21 protein-coding genes and 1 pseudogene are annotated in these 25,210 nt (G+C 70.6%); 10 read left to right on the forward strand and 12 right to left on the reverse strand.

Translation table 11 applies throughout. From position 1 onward, the window contains the following. Window positions 1-203 precede the first annotated feature (203 nt). Both AC07EQ_RS09755 and AC07EQ_RS09760 read left to right on the forward strand, forming a co-directional pair. Complete coding sequence (locus AC07EQ_RS09755; RefSeq protein WP_478387602.1) at window positions 204-1,280, forward strand: tryptophan dimethylallyltransferase family protein; 1,077 nt, start codon at window positions 204-206, stop codon at window positions 1,278-1,280. A 33-nt stretch (window positions 1,281-1,313) separates the two neighbouring features. Further along, entirely contained in the window at window positions 1,314-2,690 is a 1,377-nt protein-coding gene (locus AC07EQ_RS09760) for a tryptophanase (protein WP_478387603.1), read from the forward strand. Between the two features lie 62 nt (window positions 2,691-2,752). On the opposite strand, the gene AC07EQ_RS09765 is transcribed toward AC07EQ_RS09760, so the two are convergent. The 4 genes from AC07EQ_RS09765 to AC07EQ_RS09780 form a co-directional block, all read right to left on the reverse strand. After that, complete coding sequence (locus AC07EQ_RS09765; RefSeq protein WP_397527200.1) at window positions 2,753-3,301, reverse strand: GTP-binding protein; 549 nt, start codon at window positions 3,299-3,301, stop codon at window positions 2,753-2,755. A gap of 79 nt (window positions 3,302-3,380) precedes the next feature. Continuing rightward, window positions 3,381-3,740 carry a DUF742 domain-containing protein gene (locus tag AC07EQ_RS09770; RefSeq protein ID WP_478387604.1) on the reverse strand — a complete coding sequence of 120 codons (360 nt, stop codon included), beginning with the start codon at window positions 3,738-3,740 and terminating at the stop codon, window positions 3,381-3,383. A 2-nt stretch (window positions 3,741-3,742) separates the two neighbouring features. After that, window positions 3,743-4,159, reverse strand: coding sequence for a roadblock/LC7 domain-containing protein (locus tag AC07EQ_RS09775; RefSeq protein WP_478387605.1), 417 nt, complete (start codon window positions 4,157-4,159; stop codon window positions 3,743-3,745). 37 nt (window positions 4,160-4,196) lie between these two features. Continuing rightward, window positions 4,197-6,710, reverse strand: a complete 2,514-nt coding sequence (locus tag AC07EQ_RS09780; protein ID WP_478387606.1) for a sensor histidine kinase — start codon at window positions 6,708-6,710, stop codon at window positions 4,197-4,199. 710 nt (window positions 6,711-7,420) lie between these two features. Between AC07EQ_RS09780 and AC07EQ_RS09785 the strand changes: the two genes are divergently transcribed. Beyond that, a complete protein-coding gene (locus AC07EQ_RS09785; RefSeq protein ID WP_478387607.1) occupies window positions 7,421-7,774 on the forward strand; it encodes a polysaccharide lyase in 354 nt (117 codons plus the stop codon). Between the two features lie 27 nt (window positions 7,775-7,801). Here AC07EQ_RS09785 and AC07EQ_RS09790 read toward each other — a convergent pair whose 3' ends face one another. Together AC07EQ_RS09790 and AC07EQ_RS09795 are read right to left on the reverse strand one after the other, a co-directional pair. After that, complete coding sequence (locus AC07EQ_RS09790) at window positions 7,802-8,941, reverse strand: hypothetical protein (RefSeq protein WP_478387608.1); 1,140 nt, start codon at window positions 8,939-8,941, stop codon at window positions 7,802-7,804. Window positions 8,942-8,962: 21 nt separating this feature from the next. Then, entirely contained in the window at window positions 8,963-10,411 is a 1,449-nt protein-coding gene (locus AC07EQ_RS09795) for a sodium:solute symporter family protein (RefSeq protein ID WP_478387609.1), read from the reverse strand. On the opposite strand from AC07EQ_RS09795, the pseudogene AC07EQ_RS09800 reads away from it, so the two are divergent. The 3 genes and pseudogenes from AC07EQ_RS09800 to AC07EQ_RS09810 form a co-directional block, all read left to right on the forward strand. Then, window positions 10,412-10,759 (forward strand): annotated as a pseudogene (locus AC07EQ_RS09800) (IclR family transcriptional regulator); the annotation flags it as partial. A 63-nt stretch (window positions 10,760-10,822) separates the two neighbouring features. Then, window positions 10,823-11,572, forward strand: a complete 750-nt coding sequence (locus AC07EQ_RS09805; protein WP_478387736.1) for an NAD-dependent epimerase/dehydratase family protein — start codon at window positions 10,823-10,825, stop codon at window positions 11,570-11,572. A gap of 135 nt (window positions 11,573-11,707) precedes the next feature. Next, window positions 11,708-12,508, forward strand: a complete 801-nt coding sequence (locus AC07EQ_RS09810; protein WP_478387610.1) for an IclR family transcriptional regulator — start codon at window positions 11,708-11,710, stop codon at window positions 12,506-12,508. Window positions 12,509-12,511: 3 nt separating this feature from the next. Here the strand turns inward: AC07EQ_RS09810 and AC07EQ_RS09815 are convergent, their stop codons facing one another. Continuing rightward, window positions 12,512-15,469, reverse strand: coding sequence for an AfsR/SARP family transcriptional regulator (locus AC07EQ_RS09815; protein ID WP_478387611.1), 2,958 nt, complete (start codon window positions 15,467-15,469; stop codon window positions 12,512-12,514). Between the two features lie 166 nt (window positions 15,470-15,635). Here AC07EQ_RS09815 and AC07EQ_RS09820 point away from each other — a divergent pair, with 166 nt between their 5' ends. Continuing rightward, window positions 15,636-16,538 carry an endonuclease/exonuclease/phosphatase family protein gene (locus AC07EQ_RS09820; RefSeq protein ID WP_478387612.1) on the forward strand — a complete coding sequence of 301 codons (903 nt, stop codon included), beginning with the start codon at window positions 15,636-15,638 and terminating at the stop codon, window positions 16,536-16,538. A 93-nt stretch (window positions 16,539-16,631) separates the two neighbouring features. On the opposite strand, the gene AC07EQ_RS09825 is transcribed toward AC07EQ_RS09820, so the two are convergent. From AC07EQ_RS09825 to AC07EQ_RS09835, 3 genes are read right to left on the reverse strand one after another with little or no spacing between them, the layout of a single operon-like run. Further along, entirely contained in the window at window positions 16,632-18,185 is a 1,554-nt protein-coding gene (locus tag AC07EQ_RS09825) for a zinc-binding metallopeptidase family protein (protein ID WP_478387613.1), read from the reverse strand. Continuing rightward, window positions 18,182-19,795, reverse strand: a complete 1,614-nt coding sequence (locus AC07EQ_RS09830) for an amidohydrolase (protein ID WP_478387614.1) — start codon at window positions 19,793-19,795, stop codon at window positions 18,182-18,184. The genes AC07EQ_RS09825 and AC07EQ_RS09830 overlap by 4 nt, the downstream gene beginning before the upstream one ends. A 28-nt stretch (window positions 19,796-19,823) precedes the next feature. Next, window positions 19,824-21,131, reverse strand: a complete 1,308-nt coding sequence (locus tag AC07EQ_RS09835) for an MFS transporter (protein WP_478387615.1) — start codon at window positions 21,129-21,131, stop codon at window positions 19,824-19,826. A 133-nt stretch (window positions 21,132-21,264) separates the two neighbouring features. Here AC07EQ_RS09835 and AC07EQ_RS09840 point away from each other — a divergent pair, with 133 nt between their 5' ends. Further along, a complete protein-coding gene (locus AC07EQ_RS09840; protein ID WP_478387616.1) occupies window positions 21,265-22,803 on the forward strand; it encodes a PucR family transcriptional regulator in 1,539 nt (512 codons plus the stop codon). Window positions 22,804-22,863: 60 nt separating this feature from the next. Next, window positions 22,864-23,628: an SDR family NAD(P)-dependent oxidoreductase gene (locus AC07EQ_RS09845; protein WP_478387617.1), complete on the forward strand. Its 765-nt coding sequence runs from the start codon at window positions 22,864-22,866 to the stop codon at window positions 23,626-23,628. A gap of 88 nt (window positions 23,629-23,716) precedes the next feature. On the opposite strand, the gene AC07EQ_RS09850 is transcribed toward AC07EQ_RS09845, so the two are convergent. Then, window positions 23,717-24,043 (reverse strand): LapA family protein, encoded by a 327-nt coding sequence (locus AC07EQ_RS09850; RefSeq protein WP_478387618.1) that lies wholly within the window; start codon window positions 24,041-24,043, stop codon window positions 23,717-23,719. Here AC07EQ_RS09850 and AC07EQ_RS09855 point away from each other — a divergent pair. After that, the gene (locus AC07EQ_RS09855) at window positions 24,042-24,383 is read left to right on the forward strand and encodes a hypothetical protein (RefSeq protein WP_478387619.1); all 342 of its coding nucleotides are present in this window, start codon (window positions 24,042-24,044) and stop codon (window positions 24,381-24,383) included. The two genes, AC07EQ_RS09850 and AC07EQ_RS09855, sit on opposite strands and share 2 nt — an antisense overlap. Here the strand turns inward: AC07EQ_RS09855 and AC07EQ_RS09860 are convergent. Next, the coding region (locus tag AC07EQ_RS09860) for a hypothetical protein (RefSeq protein WP_478387620.1) at window positions 24,374-25,210 on the reverse strand (837 nt) is incomplete at its 5' end. The genes AC07EQ_RS09855 and AC07EQ_RS09860 overlap by 10 nt on opposite strands.

Genomic DNA, 25,210 nt, shown 5'->3' on the forward strand with positions numbered 1-25,210 from the left:
TTTCATTACAAGTTGATCTCGGAGATGTGTCCGCAAGCTGCCGTAACGCTACGTATTCGCTTCGAGTTCCGCCAGGTGGATTGGGAGATGCGAAAGATCACCCTGCGAGGGGTGGCGAGCCTGGAAGCGGCGTATTATCGTGACCGGCCGTCACTTGAATCCGAAACTTGTCGCATGACGAAATCGCACGGATCGGGGTTCCAATGCGCGCTGTCGATGCCACGCTGGGTGAAGTAGCCGGAAACCAGTTGCAGAACCTCTGTCGCATAGTGGGCATCGACGAGACCGATCCCGTGCGCTTACTCGGGGACGTTCTCTCCGCCACCCGGTCCAGACCTCTGTCCCAGCCTCCCCTGTGGCCGTCCGATGTGGCCGACGACGGCACCCCCGTCGAGTTCTCCGTCCAGTTCGAGGACAACGGCTCGCGGCACCTCCGGATCCTCGCCGAGACCCTCCCCGCCGCCCCCGGCCCCGCCGCGAACCTGCAGGCCGCCCGCGACCTGATCGACTCCCTGGCCGTCCGGTACGACCTGTCCCTGGACCGGCTGCGCTCCGTGCAGGACCTCTTCTCCAGCGCCTCCCCGCAGGGCAAGTTCTCCTGGTGGTTCTCGCTGATCTTCACCCCCGACGGCGCGCCGAAGTTCAAGGTGTACTTCAACCCCGGTGTGTGCGGCGCGGAGTCGGCCCCGCACCTGGTGGAGGAGGCGTTCGCCCGCCTCGGGCTGCCCGAGGCCTACTCGACGATCAGCAAGTACGCGCTGCGGCGCGGCGAGCTCGACCGCCTGACGTTCTTCGCCGTCGACCTCGACCACAGCCCGCAGTCGCGGGTGAAGCTCTACATCAGCCAGCACGCCGCGCGGCCCGCCGATGCCGAGTTCGCCGCCTCCGCCGTGCCCTGCATCGACCCGGGGCTGGCGCGCGCCCTGTGCTCGGTGCTCGCCCCCGGCACCGAGGTCTTCGCCGGCCGACCGCTGATCTCCAGCTACTCCTTCGTCGAAGGGGACCACGAGAAGCCCAGCAACTACAGCCTCTACCTGCCGATCCGCGACTACGTGCCCAACGACGCCGTCGCGCGGGAACGGGTGCAACAACATCTCCGCATGCACCGCATCGACCCGGCCGTGGTCGACGAGGTGATCGATGCGGTCACGGATCGGCGGCTGGAGGACAACGCGGGCCTGCTCGCGCACGTGTCGCTCCGGCTGAGCCCGAACCGCACCGGGACCACCGTGTACGTCTCCTCCGAGGCGTACGGCGGGACGCCCCGGCGGGACCGGTAACCCACTCCGAATCCACTTAGGAGCAACGCCAACATGCCGCACCTCCGCCCATTCGTCGCCGCCGTCGTGCGGCCGATCCCGATCACCACTCGGGAACAGCGGATCCAGGAACTGGACCGCGCCGGGCACAACCCGTTCAACATCCGGGCCGACCGGGTCAGCATCGACCTGCTGTCCGACTCCGGCACCGGCGCGGTGTCGGTCGACCAGCAGGCCTGGGCGCAGCGGGCGGACGAGCGGTACGCGGGTGCGGAGTCGTACTACCGGTTCCGCGAATCGGTGCGCGACATCGTGCCGTACCGGCACGTGCTGCCGGTGCACCAGGGCCGGGCCGCCGAGCGGGTGCTGTTCACCGCGCTGCTCGGCCCCGGCAGGATCAGCCTCAGCAACACCCACTTCGACACCACCCGGGCCAACGTGGAACGGCTGGGCGCCGCGGCCTGGGACCTGCCCTGCCCGGAGGCGCAGGACCTCGACGCCGACCTGCCGTTCAAGGGCAACATCGACGTCGAGGCGGTGCGCAACGTCCTCGCCGGACCGGACGGCCACCGCGTCGGGCAGATCCTGGTCACCATCACCAACAACGGCGGCGGCGGGCAGCCGGTGTCGATGGCCAACCTGGAGGCGATCAGCGCGGTCGCCCGCGCGCACGGCGTGCCGCTGATCCTGGACGCCGCCCGCTTCGCCGAGAACGCCTGGCTGGTCACCCAGCGGGAGCCCGGCTACGAGCAGTGGAGCCCGCGGGCCGTGGCGCGGCGCGCGTTCGAGCTCGCCGACGGCGCGGTGGCGAGCCTCAAGAAGGACGGCCTGTCGCCGGAAGGCGCGTTCATCGGTCTGCACGACACCGACCTGGCCGACCGCTGCGAGGTCGACATCATCGCCACCGAGGGCTTCCGCACCTACGGCGGCCTCACCGGCCACACCCTGGAGCAGCTCGCCCAGGGCCTGCGCGAGGTGCTGGACCCGCACTACCTCGCCGACCGCGAGCGGGAGGCCGCGTTCCTGGCCGACCGCGCGCGCGAAGCCGGGGTGGACACGGTGCGCCCGTCGGGCCTGCACGGCATCTACCTCAACGCGGGCCGCCTGCTGCCGCACCTGCAGCCGCGCCACTTCCCCGGCCACTCGCTGGCCTGCGCGCTGTACCGGGAGGGCGGGATCCGCGCCGCCGAGCTGGGTTCGCTGTACCTCGGCGAGCTGGACGCGAACAACGAGCTGGTCACCCCGGCACCGTTCGAACTCGTCCGGCTGGCGCTGCCGCGCCGCGTCTACGACCACAGCCACCTGGAGTACGTGGCCGAAATCCTCGCCGGGATCGCCAAGAACCCCGAGCGGGTGCCGGGCTACCGGATCAGCCACGCGCCGCAGGTGCTGCGGCACTTCCGCTGCCGCACCGAACCGATCGCGGTCTGAGGCACCGAAAAAGGGGCGTGGCCGGGAAGATCCCGGCCACGCCCCTTCTTTCACCGCACACCTCAGCCGACGTCCGCCGGCGCCCGGTCGATCGCGTGGCGCACCAGCGTGATCAGCGTGTTCTTCGCGAGCTCGCGGTCCCGGGCGTCGCAGATCACGATGGGCACCTCCGGCGGGATGACCAGCGCCTCGCGCACCTCCTCCGGCTCGTAGTGGTACGCGTCGTCGAAGATGTTGACCGCCACCACGAACGGGATGCCGCGCCGCTCGAAGAAGTCCACCGAGGCGAACGCCTCTTCCAGCTTCCGGGTGTCGACCAGCACGACGGCGCCGACCGCACCGAGCGCCAGGTCGTTCCACAGTGGCCAGAACCGGTTCTGGCCCGGCGCGCCGAACAGGTACAGCACGATCTCTTCCGAGATGGTGATGCGCCCGAAGTCCAGCGCGACCGTGGTGGTCTCCTTGCGCTCGACGCCGGTGAGGTCGTCGACGCCTTCGCTGGCGACGGTCATCTCTTCTTCGGTGGTCAGCGGCGGAATCTCGCTCACCGCACCGACGAGGGTCGTCTTCCCCACCCCGAAACCGCCCGCGACGACCAGCTTCACGGGAATCGGCGCCGCGTTGGACTCGCCGCCGCGGTCGGACGACGAGCCGCCGTCTCTGTCCTGGGGTGACCGGCCTCCGGCCAATCTAGAGTCTGCAAAGCCCACGGTAAACCTGCTCCAAGATGTCTCGGCTGACTTCTGTACGAGGCGAGCGCACGAAGACGGCGCCATGGTCGAGCAGGTCGCTGCACAGGACCCGGACCACGCCCAACGGCTGGGTCAGCATGACGCTCAGCTCCGCCAGCGAAACCGGACGCATGCACGTGTCCAGGATCAGCCGGTGCTCGGGGGTCAGCTCCAGCCTCGGTGCCTCCGGACGCGGCTCGGCGGTGATCACCTGCGTCGCCGTGTCGAGCCGCGTGTGCTTGCCGGGGGTGCGACCGCGCGTGATCGTGTACGGGCGGACTATCGGGCCCGCTTCATCGTCATACCACGCCTCGTCCACGGTCAGAACCTTTCCGCCGCCACGCCGCGAAGTTCCCGCGGAGCGGCCGACAAGAAGGTGCCGACCCGGGTGATCAGCCGGCCCATCTCGTAGGCCACCAGCTCGATGTCCGCCTCGGACGCGCTGAGCACGGCCAGGCAGGCGCCGTTGCCGGCGGCGGAGATGAACAGGAAGCCGCGCTCCATCTCGACGTGCGTCTGCGCCACCACACCGCGGCCGAAGTCCTTGCTGACGCCCTTGCCGATGCTGCGCATGCTCGACGACGCGGCCGCCAGCTTGTCGGCGGAGTCGCGGCCCAGCCCAGCCGACTTGGCGATCACCAAGCCGTCGTTGGACAACACCACGGCGTGGTCCGCGCCGTGCACGCCCTGCACGAAGTCGTCCAGCAACCAACTCAGTTTCGAAGCTGTTTCGGTCATGCCCACCTCACACACACTTGCTTTTTGTCTGGTCTGCTCACGAGCGGTCGTCGGGCGTGTCGCCGAAGCCGCCTCGGAACGCCCGCCGGAAGCCCGCCAGCTTGCTCGGAGAGGCGACGATGGCCTGCTCCTCCTGGTCCGGGTCCTCCCGCAGCCCATCCGCGAGGTGGGTCTGCGGCACGCGCTTGGGCAGCGGCGGACGACCGCCCGCGGCCCGCCGCCGTTCCGACGAAGGCATCGGGGCCGGAGCCGGAGCCGGAGCCGCAGCCGGCTCCGGCGGCAGGGGCTCGAACTGCGTCGTGGCTGGGTTCGCTTGCGGGATCGGCTCCGACGCGGGCCACTCGTAAGTGGTTTCAGCCGGTTTCGGCTCCGGTGCCGAGGGCGCTTGGGTGGGCTGGTCGGTCATGACACCATTCCAGCTCAACTCCCGCGGTCGCGGCACCACTGCCGGTTCGGCGAGTTGGTGTTTGCCGCCACTGTTGATGTGACCGACACCACTCCCGTTGCCGTTCAGCGCGGCGTTCCCACCGTTGCTGGGCGGCGGGAAGGCGCCGCCGCCGTTGCTGGTGGTGACCGCCGTGTCGGCCTCCAGGATGCGGTCCGGGAACAGCACCGTGGCGCGGGTTCCGCCGTAGGCCGAGATGCCGAACTCCACGGCGATCTCGCGGCGGTGCGCCAGTCGCGCGGCGGTGAACAGGCCCAGCTGCTCGGCCTTGTTGTTCTCCAGCACCAGCCGGTCGAACTCCGGCGGCTCGGACATCATCGAGTTGGCCCGGTCGCGGGTCGACGGGTCCATGCCGAGGCCCTGGTCGGCGATGTCGACGGCGACACCGCGCGCCACCGCGGTGGCGTCCACGTGCACCTGGGTGTTCGGCGGCGAGAACGCGGTCGCGTTGTCGATCAGCTCGGAGATCAGGTGGATCGCGTCGCCGACGGCGGCGCCGTTGACCATCACCTCCGGGACGTGACCGATGACCACGCGCGAGTACTGGTCGATCTCGGAGACCGACGAGCGCAGCACGTCCATCAGCGCGACCGGCCGGCTCCACCGGCGGCCCGGCTGCTGGTCACCGAGGACCAGCAGGTTCTCGACCGTGCGCCGGGCGCGGGTGGTCGAGTTGTCCAGGTCGAACAGCTTCGCCAGCTGCGCGGAGTTCTCCTCGTTGCGCTCCAGCTGGTCGATGGTGCCGTGCATGTGCCGCAGCAGCCGCTGGATTCGGTGCGCCATGCCGACGAACACCACTCGCGCGCCCTGCCGGGCCCGGGTTTCACCGACGGCCGCGTGGACCGCTTCCTCCTGGAACAGCTGGATGGCTTGCGCCACCTGGCCGACCTCGTCGGTGCCGTAGTGCGCCAGCGGGACCATCTCGGTTTCCACGTCGACGGACTGGCCGTCGCGCAGCCGGCTCACGACGTCGGGCAGCTTCTCGGCCATCGCCAGCGATTCGGTGCGCAGGTCCTGCAGCCGGGTCAGCAGTGCCTCGTCGACGACCGTGCGGTAGACGCGGCGGGCGAAGAGGAACGACACGACCGCGACGGCGAGGGCGGCGAGGCTGCCCCACAGCACGTTCCACAGGGTGTCCGTACCACTGGCGACACCGCTCTGCGAAACCTCGTCGGCCTGCTTGAACACCAGGTCTGACATGCTGGCACCGACCTCGTTGGTGATGCGCTGCCAGTCGTCCACCCGCACCGGCGGCGCGCCGCCCTTGAACGAGCCGTGGGAGATGATCCGGTTCTCGGCGTCGACCAGCTGCTGCCAGGACGGGCTGCCCAGCAACCGCTGGTAGTCGGCCTGCACGCTGGGCAGGAGGCTGTCGGCGTTCACCGCCATCGTCGTGTGGTGGGCGTCGATGTAGCTCAGCAGCAGGCGGTACTGCTCGGGCGTCAGCTCACCGCTGTTCAGCGCGGTGCCGACCAGCGACGCCTCCCGGGAGAACATGTCCGAGGCCCGGAACACCGAGGTCGCGGCGAGGCCGCCCTGCAGCGTTTCGGGGTCCGGGACGATCCGGGACTGGACGTCGAACAGCTTGGTGGCGGTGTCGAACAGCCCGTTGTAGAACTCGTTGATCTCGTTGGTCGAGGCCTGCCCGCTGGCGATCCGGGCGCGCAGGTCGGGCAGCCGGTCGAAGTAGCCGGTCAGCTCGCGCATCGGCTGCTGGACTTCCGCCGGGGCCGAGTCGATCAGCGAGCTGGCCTCCTTCTGCAGGGCGGCCAGCGCGTTGTCGGTTTCCCGCTGCTGCGCCGTGAGTCCGGCGCTGCCGATGCCGGGCCGGGCGATCAGCTCGAGGCTGCGCAGGCGTTCCCGCTGCACGTGGTCCAGGGCCGTCACCGCGGGCAGCGACATCTGCCGGACGCTGGCGGCGACCTGCTGGGTGTAGATGGCCTCGAAGGCGAACAGCGAGCAGCCGAAGACCCAGAGGACGCCGACGACGACCCACGGGATGGCGACCGCCCACGTGAGCCGGGATCTGATCGAGGTGTCGGAGCGTTTCGCCCGGCGTCTCCTCGCTTCTCCAGGGGGTGCGAAAGACTCGTTTTGGGTTGTCACTTCCAAGCACTTTCCATCGTCTTGCCTCGCCCGCGCCCGGGCGAGGCGATTGAACGTCGTGCGGACGCGTGTCATGGCGCAGTGGTATCGGCGGGGCGCTCCTCTCCACTTCCACGTCCGTGTCCCCCTGGTGCGAACGCACTGTATCGGATCAAGATCACTCGATCGAGATCGGATTCACGCGTTCTAACCGTAACTCTGGGCACATCGCGTACACACCGTGAAAGTTCACCGAACCGGCCCTGCCTTGTAACCGGATCGGTGGCCTATGGACGCGAAGGGCGGCCCCGGCCGGTTGTCCAGCGCCTGGTTGCGGTCGCTGCGGTCCGGCTGCCCGGGCGTGTCGCCGTACTTGTCCCAGTTGCTCTCCGCCGAGCCGAAGTGATGTCCGGGTCGCAGCCGTCCTGCGCGTTGGACAGCAGCGCCTCCCTCGGGCCGGTCAGGGTGATCGGCGCGGACTCGGTGCGGGGGCCGGCGGCGGTCGGCCCACTACCGGGAGAACCCGGTCGCCGCCGAATACGATGGCGCAGCGCGGAAAAATCGTCAATGCCGCGATCACATTCTTGAACGGCACCGGAAATTCGGGGCGGAAACCGTTTCCGGGCTTGACCGATCGCCCTTTTCTGGTGTCTGCTTTGCGATTGCCGGGATTCTCCCGGCAGACCGTACCGCCGCCCGGTCGACGTCGAATCGGATGCGAGGTGTACGACGTGAGGAAACGACGTGCTTTCCGGCGGACGAGCGGTCTCGCCGGGTTGTCGCTGGCAGCCGTGCTGGCACTGGCCGCCCTGCCCGCGGGCGCGGCTCCCGGCGCGCCGGCGGCCGGGCCGTGGACCGGCGGATTCGCCGATTTCCCCGGCGAATCCTGGAAGCAGCAGTGGGGTTTCGTCGCCGAGGGCGACTGGGGCCAGGAGGTGCTGCGCGAACAGGGCATTCAGGACGTCGCGGAAATCTCGTTCTCGGGAATCTTCTTCTCCACATTCTTCGGCGGCCACGACACTTCTTGGGGTCCGAGCCGGGATGTGCACGCGCAGTTCCGCGACTTCCGGGTGAGCGCCGGCTGATTCGCAATTCGCGCGGCAATTCCCGGCTCACATCGACCGGCCGTGGGCCTGCTCGACGGCTCGGCGCAGGTCCGGCCAGCGGGCGGGCCCGGCCAGCCCGAGGTGGTAGAGGTGCAGCTCGGTGGCGCCCGCCCGCCCCAGCTCCCGGACGTACCCGGCGATGCCGGGCACTTCGGGCCCGGCCACCGTCACGTAAGCGCCGATGTCCACCGTGGCCGGTATCGATCCGGCCGCGGCGGCGACGTTCGCGACCGTCGCCGCGCCGGGCACCCAGCAGGGCAGCACGACGGCGTCGACGTCGCGGGCGGCCTGCGGGGTGAGGCCAGGCAGCGCTCCCGTCGCCCACGGGTCGATCGCGCCGTGCAGCACCACGCGGCGGTCGCCGCCGATCTCCTCGAGCACGTCCTGCCGCAGCCGGTCGGTCGCCCGCTGCCGGGTCGACAGGAACGCCGCGCGGAGTTCGCCGGGCAGCCGGTCCTCGGTGGCGGTGAGGTCGCCTTCGGCGATGAGCCGCCGGACCTCCTCCCGCAGCAGCGCGCGGGCGGCCTCCGGCAGCACGTCGTGCTCGGCCCAGTCGGCGGCGCACGCGGCGCAGCAGCACACCGAAAGCAGCCGGGCCGCGGCGGGCGACCACACCGCGTCGGTCTTCTCGTGCTGGTGCTGGTGGATCGCACCGAGCTGCCCGCACGCCTCCAGCACGACGGACCGGACATCCAGCTCCGCCAGGGATTCCGCGGTCAGCCGGGCGGCGAACGCCCGCACCTCCTCCTGCGCTGGGCACAATGCCCAGGGATAGGTCTCCCCGAAGCAGTTCTGCACCGCGAACTCGGGAAACTCCGCGCCCAGCAAGGAGTTGTGCGTCAGCACCAGCCACGCGGCGGCCGGGATCCCGGCCGCCGTCAGCGCGCGGATCGCGTCCCCGGCGCTGTCGGCGGAGTCGACCCAGTCGGCGGGCGCGGGCCGCAGCCTGCCCCACCCGTCGCGGATCGGCCGGTAGAGCGCCGCGTGCCGGGCGGTGACGCTGGTGCCCTGCTTCGACCACGGCGTCGCGGCCCGCGCGCTGTGGTACGACACCGCGATCGCGACCTCGTCGACGCCGAGATCCCGCACCCGGTCGGCGAATTCCGGCCCCACGTCCCACGGATAGCCGTAGCCCGTCACGTGCACGTCAGCCCACCTCCGACCGGGTCATCGGGCGGCCGCCGGTGCGGCCGCGGCCGACTCCCCGTCCAGGGCTTCGAGCATCTCGTCGACCCGCTCGGTGCGCTCCGAGGCGATCAGGCCCAGGCCGACGTACAGCGCCAGCGACACCAGGATCGGGGTGGCGACGGTGGCGGTGGGACCGGCGTCGAGGCCGTAGTAGAGGACGCCGTAGGTGAGCAGCCCGCCCGCCCAGGACGCGATGGCCGCCCGCGAGCCGCACCGCCGGAACCACGGCAGCATGCCCAGCAGCAGCGGCACCGAGATCGGGCCCATCAGCGCGGCGACCCAGGAGACCACGATGGACAGCACGCCGCCGAGGTGCTCGGCCTGGGTGGCCACGACCATGCTCAGCGCGATGAAGCCGAAGGTGGCGATGCGGCCGGTGCGTAACCGCTGGAACTCGTCGAACCCGCGCGCCTTCCGCCACAGCACCGGCAGCATGTCGCGGGTGATCACCGAGGAGATCGCGTTGGCGTCCGAGGCGACCATGGCCATGGTGTGGGAGAACATCCCGGCCAGCACCAGCCCGATCATGCCCGGCGGCAGCAGCGCCTGGGTCATCGCCGCGTACGAGGTGGTCGGGTCGGCGAGGTCCGGCACGAACAGCGGCGCGGCGAACATCGGGAACATCAGCACCAGCGGCCAGACCAGGTACAGGGCGGCGGAGAGCACCGCGCCGCGCCGGGCGGCGCGGGAGTCGGGCGCGGCCATGTAGCGCTGCGCCAGGTTCCACATCCCGCCGTTGTACTCCAGCGTCTTCACCAGCACGTACACCAGCAGGAACACCGTGGTGTACTGCCCGGTGACCGGCGAGGTGTGCCCCGCGGGCAGCCGGTCCCAGAGCGTCCACAGCCCGGAGACGCCGCCGAGTTCGGCCAGCACCGCCCAGATCATCACGATCCCGGCCGCCGCCTGGATGACGAACTGGCCGAAGTCGGTCAGCGCGTCGGCCCACAGCCCGCCGGCCGTGCAGTACAGCAGGGTGACGGTGCCGGTGATGACGATGCCCCAGATCAGCGGCAGCCCGGCGAAGGAGTGCAGCAGCACCGCCACCGCGAACCACTTGGCCGCGACGTCGAAGACCTTCAGCGACGAGCCGCTCCAGGCCAGCACCTGCTGGGTGGGGATGTTGTAGCGGCGGGCCAGGAATTCCAGCGGCGACGCCACGCCGAAGCGGGCGCGCAGGCGGTTCCAGCGGGCCGCGAACAGCCACGACCCGATGGCCACGCCGATGCCGATGCTGGCGAATCCCCAGAAGTAGACCGTGATGCCGTCGGTGTAGGCCACGCCCGCGTAGGCGACGAACAGCACGGCGCTGTAGCCGGACATGTGGTGCGAGATCCCGGCCAGCCACCAGGGCATCCGGCCGCCGGCGATGAAGAAGTCCTTGTCGGTCTTGACCCTGCGGTGCGACCACCAGCCGATGACCAGCATCTGCTGGAAACCGGCTGGCTGCAGGCGGACCGCACGGAAACCCGCTACCGGCTCGGCATCCGCACGCTGATCTGCGGCACCGCCTACCTCGACCGCGACCCGGTGGTGCCCTACGCGACCGAGGCGATGGAGCAGGTCCGCGAGCAGACCGGGTTCACCACGCACTACGCGCGCCGCAACGGCAACGAGGTCGTCTACCTGGAAAGCCGGGAGTCCCGGCGCTCGGTGCACCTGATCTCCCGCGTCGGCCGCACGCTGCCCGCGCACGCCACCGCCCTGGGCAAGGCACTGCTGGCCGAGCTGACCCGCGACGAGGTCGCCGCGCTCTGCGCCGGACCGCTGAACGCAGAAGGGAAACCCACGTTGCAGCAACGCATTCTGATCACCGGCGCGGCCGGGGTCGTCGGCACCATGATGCGGTCCCGGCTGCGCCGCGAGGGCCGCGTCCTGCGGCTGCTCGACCGCGCGCCGCTGCCGCCCGCGGAGCCCGGCGAAGCCGTCGAGGCGGTCACCGGAACGCTGACCGACCCGGACGTGATGGCCGCCGCCTGCGAAGGCGTCGACGCGATCGTGCACCTCGGCGGCCACAGCCGGGAGAACTCGTGGGCGGAGACGCTCGCGGTGAACATCGACGGCACGCACACCGTGCTGGAAGCGGCCCGGAAAGCCGGTGTCGGCCGGGTGGTCCTGGCCTCCAGCAACCACGCCGCCGGGTTCCGGCTGGTCTCCGACGCCGGACCCGACGGCCTGCCCGCGGATTCGCCCGCGCGGCCGGACACCTACTACGGCGTGAGCAAGGCCGCGATCGAGGCGCTGGGCAGCCTCTACCACTCCCGGTTCGGCATCGACGTGATCTGCATCCGCATCGGCAACTGCTTCGAGCGCCCGGCGGACGTGCGCGCCCTGTCGCTGTGGCTCTCCCCCGACGACGCGGGCCGCCTCTTCGAGGCGTGCCTGAGCCACCCGTCGCCGGGCTACCGCGTGATCTGGGGCGTCTCGGCCAACACCCGCGGGGTCTGCTCCCTGGCCGAGGCGGAGGAACTGGGCTACCGCCCGCAGGACGACTCGGAGCGGTTCGCCGCGGAGGCCGCCCCGTCCGACGCCTCGGCCCGCTACCTGGGCGGCCCGTTCACCACCGCCGCCCTCGGCGAACCGAACTGAACCGCAGTTTCAATTGAAACTGGGATCCCCCGCGCACCGGGACCGGCCGAATTCCTGAACGGGATTCATGTATGCGAACGGATCGTTCGGCTGACTAGGATCGTGACACTGCCGTCTGCGAGGGAGGATGCCGCGATGCCCCAGCCGGCCGATGTTTCCAGCGCGGCGGGCGGTACCGACGCCGGTGTGAAGTCCGCCCGCCGCGCGATCGACCTGGTCGAGACCTTCGCCGCGCAACCGTCCTGGCTGTCGCTGTCCGATCTGCACGTCCAGACCGGATTCCCGCGCTCCAGCCTGCACGGGCTGCTGCGCACGCTGCTCGACGCGGGCTGGCTGGAGGCGGATTCCAGCAACACCCGGTACCGGCTCGGCGTCCGCGCGCTGATCTGCGGCACGGCCTACCTCGACCGCGACCCGGCGATCCGCTACGCCACCGAAGCGCTTGAAGAGCTGCGCGAGCAGACGGGCTTCACCACGCATTACGCCCGCCTGATCGGAAACCAGGTGATCTACCTGGAAACCCGCGAGTCGGCGAGCTCGACGTACCTGACGTCCAAGATCGGCCGCACGCTGCCCGCGCACGCCACCGCCCTGGGCAAGGCACTGCTGGCGGAGCTGACCCGCGAAGAGGTGGCCGAGCTCCTCCCCGACCCGCTCCCCGCGCTCACGCCGAACACCCTGGTGTCGCTGGACGACGTCCTCGAGGCGTGCGCGACGGCGCAGGAACGGGGCTACGCGGCGGAAATCGAGGAGGGCACGCCCGGCATCCGCTGCGTGGCGGCGGTGGTGCCCTACCGGATCCCCGGCACCGACGCGATCAGCTGCTCGATGCCGATCGAGCAGACGACGGACGCGAAGGCGCGAAAGGTGGGCGAGCTCCTGGTGAAGGTCACCGCGCAGCTCGCCCAGCGCCTCCGCCGCGAAGGCATCCGCTGACGCTCAGATCCCTTGCCAGGCCGGCTCGGCCACGCCCAGCCGGCCGAACAGCTCCGTCGCCTGCCGGTGGTGCTCGCGGTCGTTCCGGCCGAGGGCTTCAAGGCTCTGAGCGAGGCCCCAATGCGCCCGCGCCAGCTGGTACGGATCGCTGGCTGCGGCAAGCGCCGACTCGTGCCGCGCCAGGGCAGCGCGATGCTCTCCCAGCAGCCGGAGGGCCGCGCCGAGATCGTTGAGCAGCCCGCTGTCCGAGGCGGGGCTGCCGAATTGCGCGATGAGGTCGAGGGCTTGGGCCACGAGTGCCCGGGCTTCGCCGTCGTTCCCCGTTTCGGCGTGGACCAGGGCGAGGTTGCCCAGGGTGTCGGTCTCCTGCGATCGGTTGCCGATCGCCCGGCAGGCGGCGATCGCGTTCCGGCAACGCTCGATCGCGTCGTCGTACCGGCCGGTTCGCCTGCAGACGTGGCCGAGCGTGTCGTTGGCCGCGGCCGCCCCGTACTGGTCGCCGGATCGCTGGTACAGCCGCAACGCTTGCCGGAGGTGCTCCTCGGATCGTTCGTAGTCGCCGAGCCTGGCGTGGACGATGCCCAAGGTGTTCAACGCGTTGGCCTGCCCGATGGTGTCACCGAGCTCCCCGGAAAGGCTCGCAGCGCGCAACGAATGCTCGACGGCTTCGGGATAGCGGCCGCGCAGCACGCAGGCGCTGCCGAGGTTGCCGAGCGCATTGGCTTCGCCACGGCGGTTGCCCGCGTGCCGCCAGAGGGGCAGTGCCCGCTGGAACTGGACGATCGCCTCGTCGAGCCGCCCCGCCACGGTGAACGCGGTGGCGAGGTTGGTTCGCGTCTCGGCCTGGAGATCGGCGGGCGCCGAGTCGCCGGCCGCGTCCAGCACCGATTGGTGCGTTCTGATCCAGTCCGCGAGTTGGCTCCGCATGAGGAAGAACTGGCCGAGCGGCTGGGCCAGCTCGGCCGCGTGCGTCGGCCACCCGCCGACGCACGCGAATTCGATCGAAGCCACCAGGTTGCGGTGCTCCGCTTCCAGCCACTCCATCGCCGCCCCTCGATCCGCCATCCTCGGCAGCGGGACGGCCGGGGCCGTGGCGGGGCTGCCGATCCTGCGTCGATTGGGGTGCACCAGGTCCATCGCAGCGCGGGTGGCATGCGCGTACCAGTCCAGCATGCGGGGCAACGCCGTTCGGGTTCGTTCCCGTCCTGCGCGGTCGGTGGCGAAGGCGCGAAGGAGGTCGTGCATCCGGAACCGGCCGGGCGACCGCTGCTGCACCAGGTGCGCGGTCTCCAACTCCCGCAACAGCAGTCGCGTCCGGGAAATGGGTGCGTCGGCGAGGGCCGCCGCGGCCGGCAACCCGATGTCGGCGCCGGGAGCTGCACCGATCAGCTGGAACAGCGATGCCGCCTCGGCGCGCACTGCCTGGAACGACCAGGAGAACACCGCGCGCAGGTCGGTGGCGAGCTCACCGGCGTCCAACGCGTCCAGGCGCTCCGAGGTGTCCTGCAGCTCCGCGGCGAGGACCGACAGCGGGAAGTCCGGATTGGCGTCGGAACGAGCGGCGACGATGCAGACGGCCAACGGGAGTCCACCGCAGGCCCGCAGCAGTCCGGCGACCGCGCCGGGTTCGGCGGCGACCCGCTCCCTGCCGATGTGGTCGGCCAGCAGGTCCATCGCTTCTGCGTCGGTGAGGACGTCGAGGTCGAGCGCATGCACGCCGCGAGTGCGCAGACCGGTCATCTTGTGCCTGCTGGTGACCAGCACCGTGCAGGCCGGGCCGCTCGGCAGCAACGGCTCGACCTGAGCGGTATCGCGCGCGTTGTCCAGCACGACCAGGAGTCGCTTGCTGGCCACCAGGCTGCGGTACAACCCCACCTGGGCCTCGAAATCCACCGGCACGGCGCCGGAATCGACGCCGAGGGCATCGAGGAACCCGCGCAGCACCGTCGACGGCGACATCGGCTCGCCGCTCGGGTCGAAACCGCGCAGGTTCACGTAGAGCTGCCCGTCGGGATACCGGTCGGTGCTCTGGTGCGCCCAGTGCAGCGCTAGGCAGGTCTTGCCCGCGCCGCCGATCGCCGAGATCACCGCGATGGCCCCGTGATCGGGCCGGGATTCCACGGTCTTGGTGAGCCACCTGAGCTCGTCGGCGCGGCCGGTGAAAAGGCGCAGCGGCGGGGGAAGCTGGCGAGGTGCCGGTGGGCGCGCGTGTTCGGCCGGCGGCGCTGCGAGATCCGGGGCGCCGGTCAGCATCTGCCGGTGCAGGTGCCGCAGCGCCGGACCGGGATCGGCGCCGAGCTCCTCGGCGAGCAGCAACCGGGTCTGCTCGAAGCACTCCAGCGCCGTCGCCTGGCGACCGCACCGGTACAAGGCGCGCATGAACTGGCCGATCACCCGCTCGTCCAGCGGATATCTGGCCGCCCTCGCCGACAGCTCGGCGAGAATCTCTTCGTGCTGTCCCGAGCGGAGCGCGACATCGACGCGATCCAGTTCCGCCGCCAGCCTTTGCTGGTGCAGCGCCTCCCGCTGGGCGTGGTACCAAGGGGTGTCCAGCTCGCCGAAGGCTTGGCCCCGCCACAAGCCGAGCGCGCGGTCCAGCAAGCCGAGTGCCTGCCGGTCATCGCGCTCCTCGCGGGACTGCGCGACGAGTCGGCGGAACAGGTGCAGATCCACCGATCCGGGGTCGATGGAGAGGACGTATCCGCCGGAACGCGCGCTGAGGGACATGCCTTCGACATCGGCCAGAGCACGCCTGAGCCGCGACAGGTAGCTGTACAAGGTCTCGCGGCCGCGGCGCGGTGGATCGTCTCCCCAGACCCGGTCCACCAGCTGATCGGCCGAAACCGGCTTGTTCGCATCGACGGCCAGGGCTGCCAGCACCGATTTCTGCCGGGCATGACCGATGTCGACGGGCTCGCCCGCAACGACCACCGCTATCTCGCCGAGCACGCGGAACTCCACCGCGAGAACCCCCAATGGCAGATCGGCCGGACACCTTGTATATCGGCACCGACCAGCACGTTCAAGGTGGTTCGCAAGGTTCTCCCAGGCCCGGCCGAGCACGGTTACCTGTACGGCGTAACCGCCGAACCGGCGAGTCCGGGAAACTGCGGGGAAGGAAAGCCCAATGCGAAACGGGAAACGAAGCAAGGCTCGGCTGGCGACGGTCGCCGTCGCGGCGAGCGCGCTGTCGATGGTCGCCCTGACCGGGGTCGCGCCCGCGGCGGAGTCCGCGAGCGGCAAGATCTACAAGAACCGCGTCATGACCTGGAACTCCCACGGGCAGGAGTGGTCCACGCCCGAGATGATCGCCGCCGAGGTCGAGCGGGTCGGGCCGCAGGTCGTCGCGTTCCAGGAGACCTGCGGATCCGAGGTCACGGAGGCCAGGAAGCTCCTGCGCGCGAGGGGGATGTACTACCGGATCGCCTCCGGGCCGATGACCAAGGACCTGCGGTGCGGGATCTCCGACCCCGGCATCGGCCTGGTGGTCATGTCCGCCGCCCGGATCACCGATGAGCGCGACGTCGCATACTCCGGGGACGCCGAGGACGGAGCGGAGACCCGCGGTTACCAGACGTTCACGACCGAGGTCGCGGGCAAGAAGGTCCGGATGTTCAACACCCATCTGACCGCCGGCGCGTCGGGTCCTGAGGACGACCGCCTGCGGGCCGCGCAGGTCAACCAGCTGCTGCGAGATGCCGGCCGCCACGATCGGGCGCTGGTGTTCGGGGACTTCAACGCACAGCCGTGGCAGAAGGAGATGCACCCCATGTGGAATGCGGGGTTCAAGGACGCCGACCTCGACTGCCGGCCGGCGAACGACCGGCCGATGATCCAGGCTCCGGACCACCACATCAACGTGAAGGAGCCGGACGGCGTGTGCCGGCCGACGCTGGCCAACAACGAGGAGCGCCCGCCGGTGATCAGGAAGTTCGACTACATCTTCCTCCGCGGCATCACCTCGAAGAGGATCCAGATGCACACCTCGCATCCGACCGACCACCGGATCTTCGTCACCGATGTGAAGTAACCGAACCGGCGAGGCGCTGTTGGTTTGGAGCGAACGGACTGTTCGCCTCGATAGACGAGGTGAACAGGCCGTTCGCTTCATCCCACCGTCTGCTCAGGCGCCCTGCCAGCCCGAGCCTCGCGCGGTCGTCACGTACTCCGGCCACGGGTAGTCGTGCGGGGCCTCGAAGTCCTTGGGCAGCAACGGTTCCGGGGCCGCCGCGCGGCGCTCCTCGAACTCCGCCTTGGCCGCCGCCAGGACCTCCGGGCTGCGGGCCAGGTCCAGGAGCGTTCCGGCGATCGTCTTGGCCGCGCAGATGATCGTCGGGTCGATCGTCGCCGGGATGCCGCCGAGGGCGTTCATCGCCCAGCTCGGCGTGGGGCGGCCGTCGATCGGGGCCAGCGCCGGGCGGGCGATGTAGAGGCGGGCCGTCGGGGCGTAGTGGGTCATCTCGACGTAGTCGTCGGACGTCCAGTTCCGTTGCGACGGCGGGATGTTCTCGCGCAGCAGGCGTTCCGCCTCGGCCGGTTCGACCAGCTGGGAGCACTCGGCGAGCAGCGGGTGCTCGGTCGGCTCGACGCCGAGCGAGCGCTGCACCTCGCGGGCCACCTCGACCGCCTCCGGGTCGTACTCCGGCGGCCCGACCTGCGCCAGGTTGCGGTAGGTCACCTCCGCCATCGCGTGGTTGGCCAGGCCCGGCCGGTTCCGCGACACCCAGCGGGTTTCGAGGCGGCAGTGCGCCGTGCGGGCCGCGGCCTCCGCGTTCGCGTCGAGCACCCGCAGCACCTGCTCGGCCGTGGCGATGTCCGGGCAGCGCCAGGAGTACTGGATCTGGGCGATCCCCGCCGGGAGGTTGTCCGCGGTGGCGTTGCCCGCGCTCAGGATCGCCTCGGACAGCGACCAGCCGCCGAACGCCGGGACCATCGAGTCCTGTGTGGACTTCGTCAGCGAGTACATCGTCATCAGCGCGGCGTTCGCGCCGGGCGCGCGGGCCGCCGAGTGGGACGCCGGGATCGGGCTGCCCGGGTCCGCGACGCCCCAGGTCTCCGGTTCGTCGCAGCGGAAGCTGTAGATGCGGCTGTAGTACGCGCCGCAGTGCGTGTCCCACCGGACCGTGTTGCACAGCGGCAGCATGTAGAACGGGTGGAAGCTGATGATCGCGTCCACGTCGTCGTAGTAGCCGCGCAGCCCGTGCACGACCTTGGAGCCCTGCACCTTCTCGGCCGGTTCTCCGGTGTAGCGGATCGTGCCGCCGATCCCGTTGCGCTGCATCGCTTCCTTCGCCGCCAGGACGGCTCCCAGGGTGCTGATGCCCAACGCGGAGTGCGGGTCGGTGTGCCCGGGCGCGTGCGGGCTGACGCCGGACCGCGGTTCGGGGCGCGGCGTGCCTGCCTGGCAGTTGCCCGGCACCGCGTCGTACTCGGCGTAGGTCAGCAGCGTCGGGCCCGGGCCGTTGCGCCAGGTCGCGGAGAACGCCGTGGGCATTCCGCCGCTGCCTTCCTCGACCTCGAAACCCTCGCTCCGCAGCAGGTCCACGTACCAGGCCGCCGAGCGGTACTCCCGCCACGCGGGCTCGGCCAGCTCCCAGATCCGGCCGTGCCACTCGGACAGCCGGGACCGGTTGCGGTCCACCCAATCCCGCGCGGCGGCTTTCGCGGTGTCGCTCATGCCCGGTACGCCACCTCTCCGTCGAGGATCGTGCAGTGCGCGTCGACCTTCCGCAGGTCCTCGTCCGCCGTGGTGCGCAGGTCGTGGTCGAGCACCACGAGGTCGGCGAGCTTGCCCGGCGCGAGCGAACCGAGGCGGTCTTCCAGCCGCAGGGCGTAGGCGGCGTCCAGGGTGTGCGCGCGCAGCGCCTCGTCCAGGCTCATCGCCTGCGCGGCACCGATCTCGCCGCCCTCCCGGGTGCGGCGGCAGACCGCGTTGGCGATGGTCTCCATCGGGCGCAGGCTGGAGACGAACGAGTCGCTGGAGAGCACCGGCACCACGCCGGCGTCCAGCTCCTCCCGGATCGGCTGCAGCCGGTGCGCGCGCTCGGGGCCGAGGCGGCGCACGAAGTCGGTGCCGCTGTCGTAGAGGAAGTTCGGCTGGTTCACCGCCACCGCGCCGAGATCGGCGAGCATCCGCACCTGTTCGCGGGTCGGGTAGCCGCAGTGCTCGATGCGCGGCCGCGGGTCGTCGCCGGCCACCCGCACGGCCTCGACGAGCCCGTCGATCGTGTTCTGCATCGCGAGGTCGCCCTGCGTGTGCACCGCGACCTGCCAGCCCGCCGCCGACGCCCGGCGCAGCAGGTCGGTGAGCTGCTCGGGCTGCCAGTACGAGCTGCCGGTGAACTCGCCGCGCTCCCCGTACGGCTCGCGGAACAGGGCGGTGCCGCCGAGCAGGCTGCCGTCGGAGTAGAACTTCATCGCCCCGAGCCGCAGCCAGTCGTCGCCGAACGGGCCCGCGAGGCCGAGCGCGGTGAGGCCGTCGAGCTGGTGCGACAGCGGCATGCAGACGGTGCGCAGCGGCAGCGTGCCGACGGCCTTCGCCGCCCGGTAGACCAGCATCTCGCGCCGGGACACCTGCGGGTCGCACACCGTGGTGACGCCGGCGGACAGGTAGTTGTCGCGGGCATCGGCGAGCCAGCCGAGCAGCTGCTCATGCGGCAGGTCGGTGTGGAAGTTGGGGCCGTGGCAGCCGATGTCGGCGGCCAGCGGCAGCAGCAGCTCCATCGCGCTGTCCAGCACCATCCCGGTCAGCCGGCCGCCCTCGTCGCGGACGAACGCGCCGCCCGCCGGGTCGGCCACGTCGGTGGCGATGCCGCGCCACTTCAGCGCGGCGCTGTTGACGACCGCCTGGTGGCCGGAGACGTGGTAGATGATCACCGGGTGCTCGGTGGTCGCCTCGTCCAGCTGGGCCCGGGTGACCCGGCCCTCCGGGTACTTCGCGTCGTCCATGCCGAACGCCCGGATCCACTGGCCCGCCGGGGCGCTCGCGGCCGCCTTCGCGATCGCCGCCACCAGGTCGGCCGCGCTGGACACCCCGGGGCTGCGCACGTTCACCGCCGCCAGCGACTCCGCGGTGGACAGCAGGTGGTTGTGCGGGTCGATGAAGCCGGGCACCACGGTCCGGCCGCCGGCGTCGAGCTCCACCGCGCCGGGCCCCGCCGCGGCGCGGACCTCGGATTCCGCGCCGCAGAGCAGGATCTTGCCGTCGCGGATGGCAACGGCCTCCGCGCGCGGCCGGCGATGGTCCACGGTGCGGACGTCGGCGTGCGTGATGACCAAAGTGGACACGGTTGACCTTTCGAATCGTTCGGGAACTTCAGGCGCGCTGGGTGAGGGCGGCAGGCGAGTCGTCGACCTGCCGGGCCTTGGCCGTGCAGGCGATCGCGACCAGGCACATCACCACCAGCAGCACCACCACCGGGATCGGGGTGCCGAACGCCGCCAGCAGCGCGGTGCAGGCGATCGGCGCCAAGCCACCGAAGACCGCGCCGGCGATCTGGTAGGACAGCGAGATGCCGGTGTAGCGGACGCGCGGTTCGAACATCTCCGCCAGGATCTTGGGCAGCGGGCCGTAGGTGCCGGACATGCCGATGCGCATCACCAGCAGCAGCGCGACGATCAGCGCGACGTTCCCGCTGGGCACCACCAGGAACTGCGGCGCGGCCAGCACGGCCACCGCGATCAGCCCGCCGATCACGATCCGCCGGGCGCCGACGCGGTCGCCGAACCAGGCGGTGATCAGCGTCGCGACGATCTCCAGGAACGCGGCCGCGCTCAGCGCGTTGAGCATCACCGTCTCGGGCACGCCGATCTCCGGCGTGGTGGCGTAGGCGAGCAGGAACGTCGTGACGATGTAGTAGCCGCCGACGGCGACCGGAAGCGCGCCGATGCCCATCAGCACCGACCGCCACGAGGTCCGCAGCACCTCCTTGACCGGGGCCTCGTTCGAGGCGTCCTGCTCCTGCAGGGCCTCGGCGAACACCGGGGACTCCTCCACCCGCAGCCGGATCACCAGCCCCACCAGCACCAGCACGGCCGACGCCAGGAACGGGATCCGCCACGCCCAGCTCAGCAGCGCCTCCTCGCCGAAGGCCGACACGATGCTGAACGCGCCGGTGGCCAGCAGCGCCCCGGCGGAGTTGCCGATCTGCGGGAAGGACCCGAAGAAGGTCTTGCGGTGCTCCGGCGCGTGCTCGACCGCGATCAGCGCCGCGCCGCCCCACTCGCCGCCGACCGCGAGGCCCTGGATGAACCGCAGCACCACGAGCGCGATCGGCGCGAACGGCCCGATGGTGTCGTAGGTCGGCATCAGGCCCACCAGGAACGTCACTCCGCCCATGATCAACAGTGTCGTGACCAGCGCGGACTTGCGGCCGACGCGGTCGCCGAAGTGCCCGAACACGATGCCGCCGAGCGGCCGGGCGAAGAACCCGACGGCCAGCACCGCGAACGAGGCCATCATGCCCACGAACGGGTCGGCGTAGGTCGGGAAGAACAGCTTGCCGAGCACCAGCGAGGCGGCCGTGGCGTAGACGTAGAAGTCGTACCACTCGATGGTCGTGCCCACGAACGATGCGAACGCGGCCCTGACGGCCATTCGCGGCGAAGCGGTCGAATCGCTCATGTAGTCCTCCGTCGGCGCTGGGAGCGAGTGCAGCGACTGTAGGACCGCGGGCGGAAAAACACCCTGGGCGAACCGTACACTTTCGCAGTCTGAGTTGGGCGATTCGCACAAGGGTTGATCTATGGCGCTGCGGATGGCGGATGTCCTGGGCCTGCCGGGACTGGACCTGCGCCTGCTGGCCGGGGCGGGCGGGCTGCACCGGGAAGTGCGCTGGGCGCACGTCATCGAGCTGACCGACCCGGTGCCGTGGCTGCGCGGCGGCGAGCTCGTGCTGACCGTCGGGCTCGGCCTGCCGGACGACCCGGACGGGCAGCGCGACTACGTGCGCCGGCTGGCCGATGCGGGGTGCGCGGGCCTCGGCTTCCCGCCCGGCGAGATCCGGACGGAGCTGCCGCCCGCGGTCCTGCGGGCCGCCGACGAATGCGACTTCCCGGTGGTCGCGGCCATCGAGAGCACGCCGTTCGTCGCGATCACCGAAGCCGTCGCCCAGTGGTACGCCGACCACCGCTCCCACCAGGAGCGGCAGGCGCTCAAGGCGCAGGACGCGATGGCGCGGGCGGCGCTGCGCTCCGGGCCCGCCGGGATCGTGCGCGAGCTCGCCGCCGGCACCGGTGGCGAGGTGCTGCTGCTCGACTCCGCCGGTCACGTGCGCGCGGCGGAGCCGCCGGAGCACCGTGACTGGCACGAGGCGGTGCGCGCGGCCGTGCGGCGCAGCACGCGCGGAGCGCTCGGAACGACCTTCGGCGGCTGGGAGATCCACGTGGCGAGCACCGGCATCTCGGGCAGCCCGAGCGGCTGGCTCGCGGTGGCGTCCGCGCCGCCGGTCGCCGCACACGTGCGGATCCTCGCCAACCACGCGGCCAACCTCGTCGGCGTCGGCGTCGAAGGCGTGCGCTCGGCGCGCGCGAAGACCCACCAGCAGCGCGCCGCGTTCTTCGCCGCCGCGCTCGAGGAGAACTCGGCGACGCTGTGGGACCGGCTGGAGGACGCCTGCCCACTGCCGCCCCCGCCTTACGAGGTGGTGGCGCTGCGAGCCGGCGGCGCCGAGCCGCCGAAGCTGGCGCGCATCGTGCTGGACACCCTCGCCGAGGTCATCGACGACACGGCACTGGAGGAACGACTGGTGGTCTGCCCGCTGCCGGAAGCGCTGGTCGCCGTCCTCCCCGACGCGAACCCCAGGACCGGCCGCGCGCTGGCCGAGCGGCTGGACGCGCGGACCGGGCAGGTTCGCGCGGGAGCGGCGACCGCCCGGGACCGAACCGAGCTGCCCGCGACGATCTACCGCGCCACGAGTGCGATTTCCCGCTCCGAAGACGTCTACCGGCACGCCGACGAGCTCGCCGCGAGCGCCCTGTTCCAAGGCGTCTTCGACGGCCCGGCGGTCGACCGCTTCGTCGACTCCGCGCTGGAACCGTTGCGCCGCCAGGACGAACGCCGCCGCGCGGGCACCCCGAGCCTCGTGGACTGCGTGCGGACCTTCCTGGACGAAGGCCAGAACCTGGAGGCGGCGGCGCGCAAGCTCGACATCCACCGCAACACGCTTCGCTCCCGCCTGCGCACCGCCGAACGCGTCACGAACCGCTTCCTCGACCGACCCCAGGACCGCCTGGAGCTCTGGCTCGCGACCACGCTGGAACGTCCGGACGCAACGGCCGATTACCGCCAGACTTGATCCGCTTTCGCCGGAAGTATTGGGCTCGTCCGAGAAAACGGCGAAGCGATCGAGGAAGAGATGAACACGGCACGTTTCGAGTCCAAAGTGGTCTTGGTGACCGGGGCGACCTCAGGTATCGGCGAGGCCACGAGCCGGCGGCTGGCCGCCGAGGGCGCGGCGGTGGTCCTGGGCGCGCGGAGCAAGGACGTCGGCGAGCAGCTGGCGGCGGACATCCGCGGCACCGGAGGCCGAGCTCTGTTCGTGCCTACCGACGTGACGGTGGAGAGCGAGGTCGCGGCGCTGGTGCGCGCGGCGATGGACGAGTTCGGCCGGCTGGACGGCGCGTTCAACAACGCGGGCGCTGTCAGCGCGTTCGGCGCGGTGCAGGACATCCCCGCGGAAGGCTGGCGGGCCGACCTGGATCTGAACCTGAACGGCGTGTTCTACGGCCTGAAGTACGAGATTCCGGCCATCCTCTCCTCCGGCGGCGGCGCGATCCTCAACAACGCCTCCAACGTCGGCGTGGTCGGCATGGGCAGCATTTCGCCTTATGTGGCCGCGAAGCACGCCGTCGTCGGCCTGACCAAGTCGGCGGCGCTGGAGAACGCGCAGCAGGGCATCCGCGTCAACTCGATCGCCAGCGGGGCGGTCGACACCCCGGCGTTCCGCAGCACGATGGGCGCGACTCCGGAAGGCGAGGCGCAGATCGCCGGTCTCCACCCGATGGGCCGGATCTCCAAGCCCGAGGAGATCGCCGCGTTCGCGGCGTTCCTGCTCAGCGACGAGGCCAGCTTCATCACGGGTGCCAACCTGTCGATCGACGGCGGCTTCACCGCGCAGTGAGAACACCCGCGAGGTCCGAAGACCACAGTTTCAATTGAAACTGTGGCGTGGCCGGCGGCAGCCCCCCGCGCCGCCGGCCACGGCAACCTCACTTCTGCTTGCGCGCGCGGTGCTTGGCGGAGCGGCGCAGCTGCAGAATCCGGGCAGTGCCGACGAGAGCGACCAGCAAGGCACCCGCGAGCACCGCGAAGATCATCGCCACGCCCAGCGGCAGGTTCCCCGCGAGCCACAGGAAATGCACGGTCACGCTGTCGGAGTTCTGCACGATGAAGACGAGCAGGAACACCAGCACGATCACCGCGACGACGACGGAAACCCAGATCCCACCGGTCCGGGTCCGCTCCAGCCGCTCCTCCTCCGGCCCTCGCCCAGCACTGCCGGCGCCCTCGGTCTTGTCTGCCCCGTTCTCAACCATGCGGATCATCATCAACGCCAAGCGGCCCAGAACCGATCCCGCACGCCACCCCATCGCCCGATCGAGTGGCAACGTGGCGCCCGTAGGTCTCGGCTTCGAACTCTCGCTGCCGCTCCGCAGCGACCTGCGCACCCAGCTGCCAGACACCCATCGAACCCTCCCCCGAACCGCAGCCATGCTGACCGGATTCCCTTCTGTGCCAGCAGAAGATTCCCGCGACGAAAAGGAAGGCCGTGATGGCGGAGCCGAGGAGACGACCGCTTCCCCGGGTGAACCTGATCGTGCCGAAGTGAAGGGCGCCTTGACCGGCATAGTCGATCAAGGCGTCCTTCACTTGTAGAACAGCACCGACCGGATCAGGTTCCAGAGCTGAAAGAGGACCATCAGGTCGACGATCGCCAGCGTCAGGTGGGCTCGGACCCAGTTGCGGCGGTCGTTCTCCTTGAGAAGCTTGAAGGTCCGGACGCTCTGGATCACGCTGCGCGGCGTGCAGGACGCGAGGCCGACCAGCGCGCCGACCGTGGCCAGGTCGCTGATCAGGCTCGTCACCTTGACCCCCGCCGCTTCCGCTCGGCTCGCGACCATCAGGGCCAGGAAGGTTCCCGCCAGTGCGCAGATCGCCGTTCGCGACAGCATCAGTTCGACCAGCTGGCGGGTGGAACGCACCCCCGCCGTTGGTTGAACGCGGGACGCGCCGAGCCACTGCGTGGCGCACAGGCCGCGCAGGATCAGCCAGATCGAAGCGAGACCGACCGCGAGCGCGCCAGTCTGAGCCCACGCCGGCGCCTGGTCCCGCGACCACGTCAGCCAGATCTCGGGCTTGATGACCGCGAAACAACCCAACGCCAGGACAAGAACGAGCCATGGCGGCTTCGGGCGGGACGAACGCTCGTCGGAAACCTCGTCAGGCTCCGGAACCGACCGGTCCGGAGCAGTGGTCGTCCGGCCTGCAGACCCGCGCTTCTGCTTCTTCCGCCTGTTGTTCGCCACGTGCCCCGCTGTCCACCGGCCCCCGATCGTTCCGGCGACCGAACCTACCAGTCGTGAGTGTTCGTTCCGGTAAGAACCGGAACGAACACTCACCACCCCCCGGAGGGCATCCAGGGGGCGGTGATAGGAAAGCGGGCACTCGAACTCCACGGGAAAAACGATTGTTCTCGTCCGTCC

This window comes from Saccharopolyspora sp. NPDC045839 (assembly GCF_056431645.1).